This is a genomic window from Mesorhizobium vachelliae (assembly GCF_033977325.1).
In the GTDB taxonomy this organism is placed as follows: Bacteria; Pseudomonadota; Alphaproteobacteria; order Rhizobiales; family Rhizobiaceae; genus Mesorhizobium; species Mesorhizobium vachelliae.
Map to the genome: position 1 here is coordinate 86,312 of NZ_JAVIIR010000019.1, position 13,613 is coordinate 99,924.

Sequence of the window (13,613 nt, forward strand, 5' to 3'; positions counted from 1 at the left end):
GCGCATGTCGTTATCCCAAAACCGCTATGCACTTTTGGGCGACATGCATTACTTTGTCGTCGCCTTGAACTTGCCCATCAGGTAGGGCCCTGAGCGCACCGGCCCGTATTTCGGCGCTTCTCCCTCGGCCAGGCATGCGTCCAGAACCGCGATCTCGGCGTCCCAGTTCGGCTGGTGGAAAAACGCCATCGACTGCCGGCGATCCCTGCCGCCTTCGTCCGCCGGCGGGTTGACGACGCGATGCACGGTCGACACCCAACGGTCATTGGTCCAGCGCGCCATCAGGTCGCCGATGTTGATGACGAAGGCGCCGGGGATCGGCGGCACCTCGGCCCATTCGCCGCTCGGCGTGACGATCTGCAGTCCGCGCGACCCTGGCTGCGGCAGGAGGATGGTCAGGCTGCCATAGTCCGTATGGGCGCCGGCGCGGATCTGGCCGGGCTTCGGCGCGACACGCTGCTCGGGATAGTTCAGCGCCCTCAGCGCGCTGATCGGCGCATCGAGGAAAGGATCGAAATAGGTTTCCGGCAGACCAAGCGCGGTGGCGAAGACCCGCATGATGCGCAGCGCCAGGTCCTCGAGAGCCGCGTAATAGGCCTTCCACGCTTCGACGAAGCCTTCTGGCTCGCCCGGCCAGATCGTCTCGGCATAGCAGAAGGCCAGTGCCTCCGGGTCCTTGATGCCCGGCGGCAGGCAGAGGGGCCCGCCGTTGAAGCTCTCTTTCAAGTCCGGCGGCGTGTCGACGTCGCGGGATTTTGCCAACGCTTCGAGCTCGGGGCCGAGATAACCGTAGGGATAACCCTTGTAGGGCGCCTTCGAGCGCTGCTTTTCCTCGGGCGGCAGGTCGAAGAAAGCCTTCGCCTTGGACCAGGCGGCGTCGATGACGGATTGCGGAACGCCGTGGTTCTTGATCGCCAGGAACCCGGTGCCGCGACAGATGTGGTCGACCTCGCCGCCGAGCGCCTTCTTCCGCGCAGCGCTCGCGCTCTCGAATTGTCCTAGATCGAATACGGGAAATGACGGGTTCTGCATCGCGTTCATCCAACCGCTTAATGCTGGAACGATGCAGCCAGTCCTGGTTGCGATCTAGGACCAACCGGCGTGGCGGTCCTAGTCCATATGGGCTGCGGGCGCCCCGCCCGCCGGCGCCGCCTTGGGCTTGCGCAGCAGGATGACGAAGGGAATCGCGGCCAGTGTCATCACCATGAGGATTTTGAAGTCGTTGATGTAGGAGATCATCATCGCCTGGGCGTTGACGGCCAAGTCGACCTGCGAAAGCGCGGCCGGATCGCCGCTGGCCGCCGCCGGCGAGGCCGCCCACAGATTGGGATTATACGGGTTGATGAAGGCCGAAAGCTCGGTGTGGTTGATCTGCGTGTTGCGCACCATCAGCGCCGCGACCACCGACACGCCTATGGAAGAGCCCAGATTGCGCACCAGGCTGAACAGCGAGGTGGCGTCGGTGCGGTAGCGCGCGTCGAGCGTGGCGAAGGCGACCGTCGAGAGCGGCACGAATACCATGCCCATGCCGAGGCCCTGGATGACACCCGAAGAGAGGATCAGCCAGTTGTCCATCTGCGGCGTGAAGCTTGCCATGGTGTAGAGCGACTGCGCGGTGAGCAGGAAGCCGATGGCGACGAGGATTCTCGCATCGATCCTGTGCATGATGCGGCCGACCACCAGCATCGAGATCATGGTGCCGATGCCGCGCGGCCCCAGCACGACGCCGATCGTCACGGTCGGGTAGCCGAAGATGTTGGCAAGCATCGGCGGCAGGAGCGACATCGAAGCCAGGATCAGCACGCCCATGACGAAGATGAAGCCCAGGCCGGTCACGAAATTGCGGTCGAGGAAGATCTTCGGGTCGATGAAGGGATGCTCGGCGGTCACCGTATGAATGATGAACACCCAGAAGCCGGTGAGCGACAGGCCGAGCTCGATCCAGATCTCGGCCGAGTTGAACCAGTCGACCTCGCCGCCGCGATCGAGCAGAAGCTGCAGCGCGCCGACGCCGAGCGAGATCATGGCGAAGCCGAAGAAGTCGAAGCCGCGCACGCGCTTGGCGATGACGGGCAGATAGGCGGCCATGCCAAGGAAGGCGAGGATGCCGACCGGCAGGTTGATGAAGAAGACCCAGCGCCAGTTGAAGTTTTCCGTCAGCCAGCCGCCGAGCGTCGGCCCCAGGATCGGCCCCAGCATGATGCCGGCGCCCCAGATCGCCATCGCCTGGCCGTGGCGCTCCTTCGGGTTGATGTCGAGCAGGAAGGTCTGCGACAGCGGCACGATGGCAGCGCCGAAGACGCCCTGCAGCAGACGGAACAGCACCATCGTCTCGAGGCTCCAGGCGAGGCCGCAGAGCATGGAGAAGATGGTGAAGCCGACGACGGAGCCGAGGAACAGTTCCTTGCGGCCGAGCCGGTCGGCGAGCCACCCGGTGACCGGCGTCATGATCGCGGCGGCCACGATATAGGAGGTCAGCACCCAGTTGATGTTGTCGGGCGACGCGCCGAGGTCGCCGGTCATGGTCGGCAGCGCCACGTTGGCGATCGTGGTGTCGAGCGCCTGCATGATCGTCGCCAGCATCAGCGCGACCGTGATCAGTCCGCGATGCGGCACTTCTTTGAAGGCTTCGGGCGTGCTCATAATGCTGAACTTCCAGCAGGTAACAAAAACGTGTACACTAGATCATGATGCCGAAAAGTGTGGAGCGGTTTTCGGATGACATCATGCTCTATCTCTTTGATTTAGAGCCGGATTCAGATTTCAGGTCGAACAGACCTGAAATCATCCGGCTCTAGGTTTCCGGGCGGCGAGCCTTCCGTTGAGAGACCTTCATCGCGGTGGGACGCGACTATCGATGTGGGGGTTACATCGACCGAAAGTCTCTGTTGGAGCGGATGCCTGCCGCCCGGAAACCTGAGGACCGACGGGTCCGCGCCAAGGTCCCAGCTTTCGAACAAGCCGCCAAGCGGCCTGCCGTGCCGATCCTCGCCACTCCTGCCATCAGACCAATCCCCTGCCCGCCTTGTCCCGGCGGGCGCCGCTGTCGTTACTGCTCCCCTGCCGTGGCATGGCCGAAGATCGACGGCAGGCCGCGCGCCACGCCGGTGTCGACGGTGACGGTGGCGCTCATGCCGGTGCGCAGCGCCATCTTGGCGTCGGGATCGGTCAGCTCCAGGCGCACGGGAATGCGCTGCGTGACCTTGACCCAGTTGCCGGTGGCGTTTTGCGCGGGCAGCAGCGAGAACTCCGCGCCCGTGCCGGCGCCGATCGCCTTGACGGTCGCCTCGAAGGTGCGGCCCGGATAGGTGTCGACGACGATCTCGGCCTTCTGGCCCGGCTTCATGTTGGTGAGCTGGGTTTCCTTGAAATTGGCGTCGATCCAGGTGTCGCCGGTCTCGACCAGCGCGAACAGGGGGGTGCCGACGGAAACATACTGGCCGACCTTGAAAGAGGCGGCCTGGTAGATGACGCCGTCGGCCGGCGCCTTCACCGTCGTCTGCGACAGGTTGTAGGCGGCCTTGTCGCGCGCGGCCAAAGCCGACATCACGGTCGGATGCTTGTCGGTCTCGATGTCCGGATTGCCGCCGAGCGCCGCCTTGGCGCTGATGATGCCCTGCTCCGCGACGGCCAGCTGCTGCTTGGCCTTGTCGAGGTCGTTGCGGGCCTGGTCGAGCGAGGACTTGGCGTTGATGCCTTTCTGCGCTAGATCCGCGGCGCGGTTATATTGCGACTGCGCATAGTCGACCTCACTGCTGGCGGACTTTTGCTGCGCCGTCGCCTGGCTGTAGGCGGCACGCAACTGCTCGACATTGAGGCGCGCGGCGGCGACCGCCGCGTCGGCCTGGGCCAGCGCGATCTTGTAGGGCTCGGGATCGATGACGAAGAGCAGGTCGCCCTGCTTGACCAGCTGGTTGTCGGCGATGCCGACCTGGACGATGCGGCCGGCCGTGTCGGAGGCGACCGAAATCCTGGCCTGCTGCAGGTTGGCGTTCTCGGTTTCCTGATAGCGGCCGCCCGTCACCCAGACATACGCGCCGCCCGCAAGCAGCGCGAGCGGCAGGGCGACCATCAACAGGAAGCGACCGGGACGGCGCTTCTTCTTTGGCGCGACCGGGGCCGGTTGCGGCTCGGGAGCCACCGCGACCGGAGTGGCCGCCGGCTGCGTCGGCGCTTCCGCGACCGGCTGCGCCGGCGCAAGCTTGGTGACGTTGTCGTCTTCTATCTTGGCTGCCGCGTTCATGCTGCTGCGCCTTCCGTATTCTTTATCTTTTCCAGAGACGATGTTTCGCCGTCCGTCAAATTCTGCACGATGGTGTCCAGCACGCGGATCAGGACGCGGCGCTCCGCCGCCGACACGCCGCTCAACGATTCCTCATAGACCTCGCCGGCCAGGCTCTTGACGTCGGCATAGGCCGCGTTTGCCTTCTCCGTCGGGAAGATCATGCGCACGCGCCGGTCGGTCGCGTCCTGGCGGCGCTCGATCCAGCCGCCCTCCTCCATGCGGTCGACCAGGCGCGAAACGCTGATCGGCTCGATTTCGAGGAGCTCGGCAAGCCGCGCCTGGGCGACGCCGGCCTCCTTGGCGACGCGGACGAGCAGTCGCCATTGCGCGGAGGAAAGACCCAACCCACTGGCGCGCGCCTCGAAACGCTTGCGCATCAGGCGCTGCACGTCGTGGATCAAAAATCCCAATCTGTCGATGCCATCTGAAACCATGAGCGATACATATAATAAGCGTGCTTACTATTCAAGTAGATGCTTTACGCCAAAAGCCGGCAAACCGACATGGCAGCTATGCAACGCCCTGAACGGTTAGCGATCGATGAAAGCGCAGGCGGCGGTGTCGGGCAAGCCCGTCCAGGGCGATAGATCATGCCCGGCGGCGCATCAGCATGGTGACGACGAAGAAGGCGCCGAGCGAGCTGGTGATGATGCCGATCGGCAGCTCCTGCGGCGGCAAGATCTGGCTGCCGATCAGGGGTTGAGGCGCCTTCTCTTTCTCCCCTGGGATAAGGGAGCCTAAAGCTCCAGGTTCCAGGTCTGGCCGACCAGATCCTTCCCGAAGGAATGATGGCGTTCCTCGTCGACCAGCTTGAAGCCCGCGGCCTGGTAGATGCGGCGGGCCGAGCCCAATATGTCGTTGGTCCACAGCGTCAGCGTCTTGTAGCCCTTGGCACGCGCGAAGGTGATACATTCGTCGACCAGCCGCCGGCCAATGCCAAGGCCGCGCGCCGACGGTTCCACATAGAGCAGTCTTAGCTTCGCGACCTTGGGCGACTTGCGCACGACGAAGACCGAGCCGACCACTTCGCCTTCGCGCTCGGCGATCCAGCTGCGCTCCCATTGCGGGACGAAGTTCTTGACGAACTCGCCGAGGATTTCGGCGACCAGCGCCTCGTAGGTTTCGTCCCAGCCATATTCCTGCGCGTAGAGCATGCCCTGGCGACGCGTGACCCAGCCGATATCGCCAACCTGCAGCGGCCGCAGGATATAGGGCACCTTGGGTTCAGGCCTGTCGCCGAGCAGGTCCTGCACGGTACGCATGGCCTTGACCAGCCGGTCCTGGTCGGCCGGTACCAGGCGATCGAGCAGCGCGCGCACCTGGTCGTGCGAATCCTGGTTGAGCGGCGCGAAGGCCTCCCTGCCGGCCGGCGTCAGCGCGATCGAGGCGCGGCGCGCGTCCGCCTCGCTTGCCTCGCGCTCGACCAGGCCGCGCTCCTCGAATTTCTTGAGGAGCCGGCTGACATAGCCGGGGTCGAGGCCGAGGTCGCGCACCAGGTCGCTGGCGACGAGGCCGTCGCGATGGGCAAGCTCGTAAAGCACCCGCGCCTCGGTCAGCGAGAACGGGCTCTTCAGCAAGCCCTCGTCGAGCAGGCCGATCTGGCGGGTATAGAAGCGATTGAAGGCACGTACCGTATCGATGCGTTCCTTGCCGGGATGGTCGTGGATGGTCATGGGATCTCCTCCTGTCCTGAACAGGATCAACCATTTAGTTGACTTAGTCAATAAACATCAGAATTGCGACCCCGCATCTCTCTCGATTAGCGTAAAAGCGCCGGCGCAGCCGATTTCCCATTTTGGTAATTTTGACACTTGTTCCCGATATGGGAAAAGCCTATGTCTGGCCATGCAAATCGTCAGCAAGAAGACGCTCGTCACATTCTGGACCAAACACCCCCAGGCCAAAGCGCCGCTGACCGCCTGGTTCAATGCATCGAGCAACGTCGAGTGGAAGACATCAGCTGACATCAAGGCGCAGTTCGGGACGAGTGTCGACTTCGTAGCTGACAACCGCGTTGTCTTCGACATCGCAGGCAACAAGTACCGCCTGGTCGTGCATGTAAGCTACACATTCAAGCGGCTGCTGATCAAATTCGTCGGCACTCATGCCGAGTACGACAAGATAGACGTAGAGAAGGTGTGATGGAAAACATTCGACCCATTAAGACCGAGGCCGATTACGATTGGGCAATTGCCGAGATTGCTCACTATTTCGAAGAGGAACCCGCGGTCGGCAGTCCTGAGGCCGACCGTTTCGATGTCCTGGCTGCCCTTATCGAGGCCTACGAAGCCAAGCATTACCCTATCGAGGAACCCGACCCCGTGGATGCAATTGTCGCCCATATGGAAATGGCCAACCTCAATCGGGCGGCGCTCGTGCAGCTATTGGGTTCATCTTCACGCGCCTCCGAAATCCTGAGCCGCAAACGCGCGATCACCATGGACATGGCGTTCAAGCTCAATCGCGCATGGCATATCCCGGCAGAGATACTGATCCACCCGTATCATTTGGCCAACGACGAGAGAGAGACGGCGGCTGGATAGCACCGCCCTCATCCCATCGGCAGCACCGGCCAGAACTCCACGATCCGCCCGCCGGCAAACACCGCGATCGCCCCGAAATGCTGCAGCACCGCCTCGCTCTGCGTCGGTCGCAGGAAGGCGTAGTCGCCGGGCTTTACATCCGCACCCGCCGGCAGGCCCATGAATTGCTGGTTGGAGGACAGACCGATCAGTCCGTTCGGCTTCATGCCTTCGGGAAACGCCGGCTCGGCCATCCATTTGCCTCCGTAAAGATAGCAGCCCTTGCGCGGGAAGAGGCCAAGCGCCTGTAAGGCCCTGGAAACCGCCGGCGGACCAGGCAGCATGGGATCGAGCGCCTTGAGGATCGGCGTGGCGATGAAGGCCGCCGGCTGGAAGCCGCCCAGGCCGGGCGTGTCGAAATCCTTGGGCAGCACGAAGGCCGAGCCGATCGACACCTCGTTGGCGACGCCGCCGCCATGCAGCAGCGCCGTCTTCGAGCCGCCGATGTTCAGGATGCGGCGCTGGTCCGGAGCGAGGGCGGCGGCGAATTCCGCGGCCTTGGCAGAGGCCTGCTTCAGCGCCTTGGCCGCGCCGCCGAACAGACCGGGTATCTCCGGCGCATGCGCCTCATAGGCCATGATGCCTTCGCAGCGCATGCGCTTCGGTATCGTGAGCGCCCTGATCTCGACGGGGTCACGAAAACCTCCGCGATGCAGGCCGACATCGACCTCGAAGGCGAAGCGCAGTTCGGTGTCGAGTGCGGCGGCCAAGGCGCCATAGTCGGCGAGCCGCTCCGGCGTGTCGATCAGCCAGCAGACGCGCGACCACCAGCCGGCGCCGCCCCTGGTCAGCGCGGCCCTGGCGGCACCGACCGGCATCGGCTTGCCGTAAAGCAGGTCGCCCTCGGGAAAGGCGTCGAGCACGGCTTGCGTCACCGGCGGATGGAAGGTCATGAAGCGGTTGGTTTCGAGCGCTCGTGCGACATGCGAGAGCAGCGGCATGCAAGGCAGCGACTTGTCGACCAGTCGCACCGCCAAGCCCGGCGCCAGCCTCTCCTTCACCAGCGCAATGTTGCCGTCCAGCCGGTCGCGGTCGAGCACTAAGCAGGGCCGGAAAATGTCGGCTGCCCTCAATGCGTCGGACAGGGTGGCGAAATAGGCGCTCATCTTTGGATGCCAGAAGGGCCGGGTTGGATGCCGAACAGGCCGGCCATGTAGGGCGACACGAAACGGTTGTCCGGATCGATGTCGCGGCGCACGGCAAGCGCATCGTCCCAGCGCGGATAAAGCTTCTTGAAATCCGCAGCCTTCAGGCTGTGCATCTTGCCCCAATGCGGCCTGCCGCCATACTTGCGGAAAATGGGCTCGGCGGCGCGCATGAAGGGCAGCGGATCGTTCGCCGCATCATGGTGTATGGCGATCGAGCAGGTCAGCCTTTTGTAGAATGGCGAAAGCCAGAACTCGTCGGGCGCCACGGAACGCACCTCCATCGGGAAATAGACTTCCGGAAAGTGCTTCTCCGTCAGCGCGATGATCTCGGCCAATGCGTTGGGACCTTCCTCGTAAGGCAGGTGGTACTCCATCTCGTTGAATTTGGTGCGACGGTCGCTGGCGTAGACGTTGAGCCAGTCCTGCACATAGTCTTCCGCAGGCACTTTCCTCACCGCGCCCCTGATCAGGGCGCGGCGCAGCGACGGCAGCCAGCGCAGCGCGGACCGCAGCTTGCGCAAAGTCGCCAGCCCTTCCTCGTCGTCTTCGGTCGGCCGCGTCGTCGGCGCTGCGTCGCTGAGATCGCTGGCGATGAACTGCACATAGTCGGCGAAGGGGATGTAGTAGAACTCGGCCGACCGATGCGCGGCCATCATCGTCTCGAAGCTCTTGAGCATGTCGCCGACCGGCAGCACCCATTTGCGGCGGCGCAGCCGATAGGTTGCAATATTGTTCATCGTCACTTCGGCGAGCACGCCGAAAGCGCCCAGCGCGACGCCGGTGGCGTGGATCATGTCCTGGTTGCCTGCCCGGGTGTATTCGCGCAGCTTGCCCTGCCCGTCGACGAGCTGCACCGCCTCCAGCTGCGTGTGATAGGCGCCGAGCGTCGGGCCGGAGCCGTGGGTTGCCGTGCCCAGCGCGCCGCCGATCGCCTGCTTGTCGATGTCGCCCATATTGGGCAGGCCCTGGCCGATATCCTGCAGGATGTGCATCAGCGCGCCGAGCCGCGTGCCCGCCCTCACCCGCGCCCGGCTGTTCGCCGCATCGTGCGAAACGAGCCCCTCAATCTTCTCCAGCGATACGATCGTGCCTTCGGACTGCACCAGCGGCGTAAAGGAATGGCCGGCACCGGCGACGCGCAGCGGACCGGGCGCCGAGCGCACCAGCTCGGCCAGCTCGCCGACATCGGCGGGTGTCGCGATCCGCTTCGGCGACGCCGTGACGAAGCCGGACCAGTTGCTCCAGGCGTTTGCCATCCTGGTCCTCCCGCTCAGGCCTTGCCGTGGCGCCGCGCGACCAGCACGAAGACGCCGAGCAGAAGCACGCTGGCCAAGGCGGTCGCGGCGGCGAATTCCGGCACCGACCGGAAGTTCGCGCCGTCGATCAGAAGCGAAGCGGCAATTGGGCCTATGGCGAGGCCGAAAAGTTGCGCGGCGGGCACCAGAAGTGCCGCGGTGCGCGTCTCGTCGGCGGTGATGGCGAGGCGGATCTGGTAAGGCACGATGAAGAGCAGGATGAAGCCCATCACCAGCGCCACCACCCAGAACACCGAAAGACCCGGGCCGGAGGCAAGCAGCGCCGAGCTGATCGCCGCCACCATGCCGATGACGGTGATGGCAAAACGATAGTCGATGCGCGCCTCGAAGACGGTCGCGGTCATGGCGCCGATCACTTGCGCCGCGAGGCTTGCCGAAACCATCAGGCCGACGGTGCGGCCGTCGATGCCGAACTGCGCGCCGATAGGTTCGAGAAAAGCCCAGACGGCGCCGAAGAACATGAAATAGCAGAAGATCGACAAAAGCGCGGTGATCGCCGGCACGGTCGCAACGTTGGCGAACTGCTCTTCCTTGGGAAGGTCGGCATAGTCGTCCGGCACGGTCCAGGCGACGGCGAGCGAAAGCAGGCAGACGATGCCGAGCGCGATGAAGCCGCCGGCCGAGCCAGCTCGCGGCACGGCATAGAGCGCGAGGATCAGCGCCAGCGCGCATTGCGCCAAGGTCTGCAGCGTAACGAAATAGCCGCCGATGCGCTCGGCCCGGCGCGAGCGGGCGATCAGTTCCGTCGCGACGGCGACCAGCCCGCCCTCCGCGAGGCCGGCCAGCGTGCGCGCGCCGATCAGCGCATTGGCGCTGCCGGCATAAGCGGTCCAAAAATTGGCGAGCGCCAGCAGCACGAGCAGCGCCGCGCTCTTCCAGCGCATGTTCCTGGCAGGGAGCAGCATCGCCACGATCGCAGAGCCGATGGCGATCGCGATCATCTCCGCGGTGGCGACCAGCGCCAGCTCGTCGCCAGTGACGTGACCTTCGGCGTAGAGCGCGCCGAGCAGCACCGGCTGCAATCCGAGGATCAGCAGGCCGACCGAACCGATCCACAGCGCCGAGGCCAGCTGCAGGCCCGTCGGGTTGCCGACAAGCCAATCGCCATTGTCCGCCTGCGCGGCTTGCGATGCGGTCACGAGGCCCTCCCTTGCAGCTCGATCGAAAAACTGACAAGTTGTCAGCATTTGGCGAAACTGATACTTGATCATGTTTCTTGTCAACCGCGAATTCGTAAAGCCCCACGAGATTTGGCGCATGACGCAGACTAGGCGAAAGGCGACGGAACCGCGGCGGAGGCCGAAGCAGGAGCGCAGCCGCGAGCGCATCGACGCGATCCTCGCCACGACCATGCGGCTGATCGGCGAAAAGGGCATCGACGCGGTGACCATGAAGGAAGTCGGCGCGCTGGCCGGCGGGCCGATCGCCACCGTCTATCATTACTTCCCGAGCAAGTCGGCGATCCTGGCGATGCTCTACGAGCGTTTTGCCGAGGAAAGCCGGGCGCGCTTCGGCGCGATCATCGCCGGGATAGGCGGGCTGGACGACGTGACCGCGGCGGCCGACCGCCTGCTCGACGACTATCACGCCCGCGTCGCGGCGGACCCGGCCATCCAGGACCTGCACAATGCCATCCAGGCCGACAAGGCGCTGCAGCATCTCGACATCGCCGAGACGCGGCTTCAGGCCAAGATGTTTTGCGACCACGTCGCGCCGATGCTGAAGTCTGAACAACGCGAGGCGTTCGGGCGCGTCGTGTTCCTGATCTTCCAGCTTGCCGGCGGAGTCGTGCGGCTGGCGCTGACGCAGGACGAGGCAGACGGACGGAGGACGATCGAGGATTACCGGTCGATCATCCATACGCAGTTGAGGTTGTTCCTCTGAGCGCGATCAGGGATCCAGCTTCGGCCCCAGAATCTCGACCAGCCAATCCACAAACACCCTCACCCTTGGCGAAAGCTGACGGCTCGGCGGATAGAGCACCGAGATCGGCGTCGGCGTCGGCGGATTGCCGGGCAGCACCTCGATCAGTCGGCCCGCTTCGATGTCGGCGGCGAAGCGGCGGCGCGGGGCCTGGTAGAGGCCGAAACCCTGGCGCACCAGCGTGGCGGCGGTGTCGGAATTGGAAACCGTGACGCGCGACGGCAGGACGATCTCGCGGATCTTGCCGTCGACGGTGAATTCCAGAGGCATCACCTGGCCGGTGCGGGACGAGACGAAGCCGATCATCATGTGCCCGGCAAGCTCATCCAGTGAGCGCGGCAGGCCGTGGCGCTCGACATAGGCGGCGCTGGCAATCGTCGCCTCACGCGCCATGCCGATGCGGCGCGCGATCATGTCGCTGTCGGGCAGCGTGCCGGCGCGCACGACGCAGTCGACGCCCTCGCGTACCAGGTCGACGAAGCGGTCGCCCTCGCCGATATGCACGCTGAGCCCGGGATAGCGGGCGAGCAGCGCCGGCAGTTCCGGAATGACGAAGGTGCGGGCCATGTTGCCGTTGATGTCGATGCTCAAGCGCCCGCGCACCTCATGAGCGCCGAAGCCGCCCTCGGCGTCCTCGATGTCGGCGAGGATGCCGATGCAGCGCTGGTAATAGGCTTCGCCGTCAAGCGTCGTGGTGACATGGCGCGTGGTGCGGCGGAGCAGTTGCACGCCGAGCCGCTCTTCCAGTTGCTTGATCGCCGCGGTGGCGCTGGAGCGCGGCAGGCCAAGATCGGCGGCGGCCGCGGTGAAGCTGCGCCGTTCCACGACGCGAGTGAAGAGCCGCATGCTGTCGAACCGGTCCATCGCCGATTGTTCGCACAGACTGAATAGTGTTGGCAATCCATGCCCGATTATATCGACCGGTCCGGCGAGTATATGCATCTCCATCCACACAGAAGGAGATTTCGCCATGACCACTCGTCCCATCGCCCTCATCACGGGCGGCAGCCGCGGCCTCGGCCGCAACACCGCGATCCACCTTGCCCACAAGGGCGTCGACGTCATCGTCACCTATCGGTCGCGCGCCGATGACGCCAAGGCTGCAATCGCCGAGATCGAGGCCGCAGGCGGCCGGGCCGCCGCGCTTGAGCTTGACACCGGCGCCGTCGCCACCTTTCCGGCCTTCGTCGAAGCGCTGAAGAAGACGCTTCGCGAGACCTGGCAGCGCGATCGTTTCGACTATCTCGTCAACAATGCCGGCACCGGCCTGCGCAAGATGATCGCCGAGACGACGGAAGAGGAATTCGACACGCTGATGAACACCCATCTCAAGGGCGTCTTCTTCCTCACCCAGGCGCTGCTGCCGCTGATCAACGACGGCGGCCGCATCATCAATATCTCGAGCGGACTGGCCCGCTTCGCCGCCCCCGGCTCGTCGGCCTATGCGATGATGAAGGGCGGCATCGAGGTGTTCACCCGCTACCTCGCCAAGGAGCTTGGCCAGCGTGGCATCACCGCCAACACCGTGGCGCCCGGCGCGATCGCCACGGACTTCAACGGCGGCCATGTGCGCGACAATGCCGAGATCAACCGCATGGTGGCCGGCGTCACCGCGCTCGGTCGCGCCGGCGTCGCCGACGATATCGGGCCGATGATCGCCTCGCTGCTCTCCGACGACAATCGCTGGGTCAACGCCCAGCGCATCGAGGTGTCGGGCGGCATGAACATCTAGGGCGGCTAGCCCGCGCCGCCGATCCGCTTGCCCTTCGCACCACGCCGTGCTCGCCGTCGTTTGCCGGCGAAGCACGGCGCTTCCGTATTGGTGCATGCCTACGATCCGTTTTTTTCAGCGTCACGTCTTGGCAAGAAAAATTTCACGCCGCAGTCCCCTTGCGCGCGCCTTGACTCTGATATCCCGCCAGCCTATTTCAGCGCCACGTTAGCACTCGCTATTGGTGAGTGCTAACTGATGTCCGGCGGCCTCGCCGGATGGAGGAACAGTTCTCACCGTTCTCATTCGAGGAAGACAACATGGCAAAGTCCAAGTTCCGCCCGCTTCATGACCGCGTGGTCGTTCGCCGGGTCGAATCCGAATCCAAGACCGCCGGCGGGATCATCATCCCGGATACGGCGAAGGAGAAGCCGCAGGAAGGCGAGATCATCGCCGTCGGCTCCGGCGCTCGCGACGAAAACGGCAAGCTCGTGCCGCTGGACGTGAAGGCCGGCGACCGCATCCTGTTCGGCAAGTGGTCGGGCACTGAAGTCAAGCTCAATGGCGAAGACCTTCTGATCATGAAGGAATCCGACATCATGGGCATCATCGGCTGATCATCGGCCTCTCCATCAATTGAATTTTCGG

Annotated in this window: 14 protein-coding genes; 5 read left to right on the plus strand and 9 right to left on the minus strand. The window is 64.4% G+C overall.

The annotated features are described in order from the left end of the window. Positions 1–48: 48 nt before the first annotated feature. The 5 genes from RFM41_RS29800 to RFM41_RS29820 form a co-directional block, all read right to left on the minus strand. Complete coding sequence (locus tag RFM41_RS29800) at positions 49–1,032, minus strand: isopenicillin N synthase family dioxygenase (protein WP_320252849.1); 984 nt, start codon at positions 1,030–1,032, stop codon at positions 49–51. 78 nt (positions 1,033–1,110) lie between these two features. Next, positions 1,111–2,643 carry a DHA2 family efflux MFS transporter permease subunit gene (locus RFM41_RS29805; protein WP_320252850.1) on the minus strand — a complete coding sequence of 511 codons (1,533 nt, stop codon included), beginning with the start codon at positions 2,641–2,643 and terminating at the stop codon, positions 1,111–1,113. A 406-nt stretch (positions 2,644–3,049) separates the two neighbouring features. After that, positions 3,050–4,243 (minus strand): HlyD family secretion protein, encoded by a 1,194-nt coding sequence (locus tag RFM41_RS29810; RefSeq protein ID WP_320252851.1) that lies wholly within the window; start codon positions 4,241–4,243, stop codon positions 3,050–3,052. Next, the gene (locus RFM41_RS29815) at positions 4,240–4,719 is read right to left on the minus strand and encodes a MarR family winged helix-turn-helix transcriptional regulator (RefSeq protein WP_320252852.1); all 480 of its coding nucleotides are present in this window, start codon (positions 4,717–4,719) and stop codon (positions 4,240–4,242) included. The genes RFM41_RS29810 and RFM41_RS29815 overlap by 4 nt, the downstream gene beginning before the upstream one ends. Before the next feature lie 303 nt (positions 4,720–5,022). Beyond that, entirely contained in the window at positions 5,023–5,958 is a 936-nt protein-coding gene (locus RFM41_RS29820) for a bifunctional helix-turn-helix transcriptional regulator/GNAT family N-acetyltransferase (RefSeq protein WP_320252853.1), read from the minus strand. A 172-nt stretch (positions 5,959–6,130) separates the two neighbouring features. Here RFM41_RS29820 and RFM41_RS29825 point away from each other — a divergent pair, with 172 nt between their 5' ends. Together RFM41_RS29825 and RFM41_RS29830 are read left to right on the plus strand one after the other, a co-directional pair. Then, the gene (locus RFM41_RS29825; protein ID WP_320252893.1) at positions 6,131–6,427 is read left to right on the plus strand and encodes a type II toxin-antitoxin system HigB family toxin; all 297 of its coding nucleotides are present in this window, start codon (positions 6,131–6,133) and stop codon (positions 6,425–6,427) included. Beyond that, complete coding sequence (locus tag RFM41_RS29830) at positions 6,427–6,828, plus strand: helix-turn-helix domain-containing protein (protein ID WP_320252854.1); 402 nt, start codon at positions 6,427–6,429, stop codon at positions 6,826–6,828. The genes RFM41_RS29825 and RFM41_RS29830 overlap by 1 nt, the downstream gene beginning before the upstream one ends. 8 nt (positions 6,829–6,836) lie before the next feature. Here RFM41_RS29830 and RFM41_RS29835 read toward each other — a convergent pair whose 3' ends face one another. Genes RFM41_RS29835 through RFM41_RS29845 form a run of 3 tightly spaced genes read right to left on the minus strand, consistent with a single transcriptional unit; the run spans position 6,837 to position 10,470 of the window. After that, the gene (locus RFM41_RS29835; RefSeq protein WP_320252855.1) at positions 6,837–7,973 is read right to left on the minus strand and encodes an alanine racemase; all 1,137 of its coding nucleotides are present in this window, start codon (positions 7,971–7,973) and stop codon (positions 6,837–6,839) included. Next, positions 7,970–9,271, minus strand: coding sequence for a D-arabinono-1,4-lactone oxidase (locus tag RFM41_RS29840; protein WP_320252856.1), 1,302 nt, complete (start codon positions 9,269–9,271; stop codon positions 7,970–7,972). The genes RFM41_RS29835 and RFM41_RS29840 overlap by 4 nt, the downstream gene beginning before the upstream one ends. Before the next feature lie 14 nt (positions 9,272–9,285). Continuing rightward, positions 9,286–10,470, minus strand: coding sequence for an MFS transporter (locus RFM41_RS29845; RefSeq protein ID WP_320252857.1), 1,185 nt, complete (start codon positions 10,468–10,470; stop codon positions 9,286–9,288). A 118-nt stretch (positions 10,471–10,588) separates the two neighbouring features. Between RFM41_RS29845 and RFM41_RS29850 the strand changes: the two genes are divergently transcribed. Then, positions 10,589–11,215, plus strand: a complete 627-nt coding sequence (locus RFM41_RS29850; protein WP_320252858.1) for a TetR/AcrR family transcriptional regulator — start codon at positions 10,589–10,591, stop codon at positions 11,213–11,215. Positions 11,216–11,221: 6 nt separating this feature from the next. On the opposite strand, the gene RFM41_RS29855 is transcribed toward RFM41_RS29850, so the two are convergent. Beyond that, a complete protein-coding gene (locus RFM41_RS29855; RefSeq protein ID WP_320252859.1) occupies positions 11,222–12,118 on the minus strand; it encodes a LysR family transcriptional regulator in 897 nt (298 codons plus the stop codon). Between the two features lie 106 nt (positions 12,119–12,224). On the opposite strand from RFM41_RS29855, the gene RFM41_RS29860 reads away from it, so the two are divergent. Next, on the plus strand, positions 12,225–12,986 hold the full coding sequence (locus RFM41_RS29860; RefSeq protein WP_320252860.1) for an SDR family NAD(P)-dependent oxidoreductase: 762 nt from the start codon (positions 12,225–12,227) through the stop codon (positions 12,984–12,986). A 299-nt stretch (positions 12,987–13,285) separates the two neighbouring features. Then, positions 13,286–13,582 (plus strand): co-chaperone GroES, encoded by a 297-nt coding sequence (gene groES, locus RFM41_RS29865; RefSeq protein ID WP_073987612.1) that lies wholly within the window; start codon positions 13,286–13,288, stop codon positions 13,580–13,582. Positions 13,583–13,613: the final 31 nt, after the last annotated feature.

What these genes read in the sequence shown, in the direction of transcription:
- RFM41_RS29800 (WP_320252849.1), bottom strand. Translation starts at nt 1,032, where the DNA reads ATGCAGAACCCGTCATTTCCCGTATTCGATCTAGGACAATTCGAGAGC.
- RFM41_RS29805 (WP_320252850.1), bottom strand. Translation starts at nt 2,643, where the DNA reads ATGAGCACGCCCGAAGCCTTCAAAGAAGTGCCGCATCGCGGACTGATC.
- RFM41_RS29810 (WP_320252851.1), bottom strand. Translation starts at nt 4,243, where the DNA reads ATGAACGCGGCAGCCAAGATAGAAGACGACAACGTCACCAAGCTTGCG.
- RFM41_RS29815 (WP_320252852.1), bottom strand. Translation starts at nt 4,719, where the DNA reads ATGGTTTCAGATGGCATCGACAGATTGGGATTTTTGATCCACGACGTG.
- RFM41_RS29820 (WP_320252853.1), bottom strand. Translation starts at nt 5,958, where the DNA reads ATGACCATCCACGACCATCCCGGCAAGGAACGCATCGATACGGTACGT.
- RFM41_RS29825 (WP_320252893.1), top strand. Translation starts at nt 6,131, where the DNA reads ATGCAAATCGTCAGCAAGAAGACGCTCGTCACATTCTGGACCAAACAC.
- RFM41_RS29830 (WP_320252854.1), top strand. Translation starts at nt 6,427, where the DNA reads ATGGAAAACATTCGACCCATTAAGACCGAGGCCGATTACGATTGGGCA.
- RFM41_RS29835 (WP_320252855.1), bottom strand. Translation starts at nt 7,973, where the DNA reads ATGAGCGCCTATTTCGCCACCCTGTCCGACGCATTGAGGGCAGCCGAC.
- RFM41_RS29840 (WP_320252856.1), bottom strand. Translation starts at nt 9,271, where the DNA reads ATGGCAAACGCCTGGAGCAACTGGTCCGGCTTCGTCACGGCGTCGCCG.
- RFM41_RS29850 (WP_320252858.1), top strand. Translation starts at nt 10,589, where the DNA reads ATGACGCAGACTAGGCGAAAGGCGACGGAACCGCGGCGGAGGCCGAAG.
- RFM41_RS29855 (WP_320252859.1), bottom strand. Translation starts at nt 12,118, where the DNA reads ATGGACCGGTTCGACAGCATGCGGCTCTTCACTCGCGTCGTGGAACGG.
- RFM41_RS29860 (WP_320252860.1), top strand. Translation starts at nt 12,225, where the DNA reads ATGACCACTCGTCCCATCGCCCTCATCACGGGCGGCAGCCGCGGCCTC.
- groES (WP_073987612.1), top strand. Translation starts at nt 13,286, where the DNA reads ATGGCAAAGTCCAAGTTCCGCCCGCTTCATGACCGCGTGGTCGTTCGC.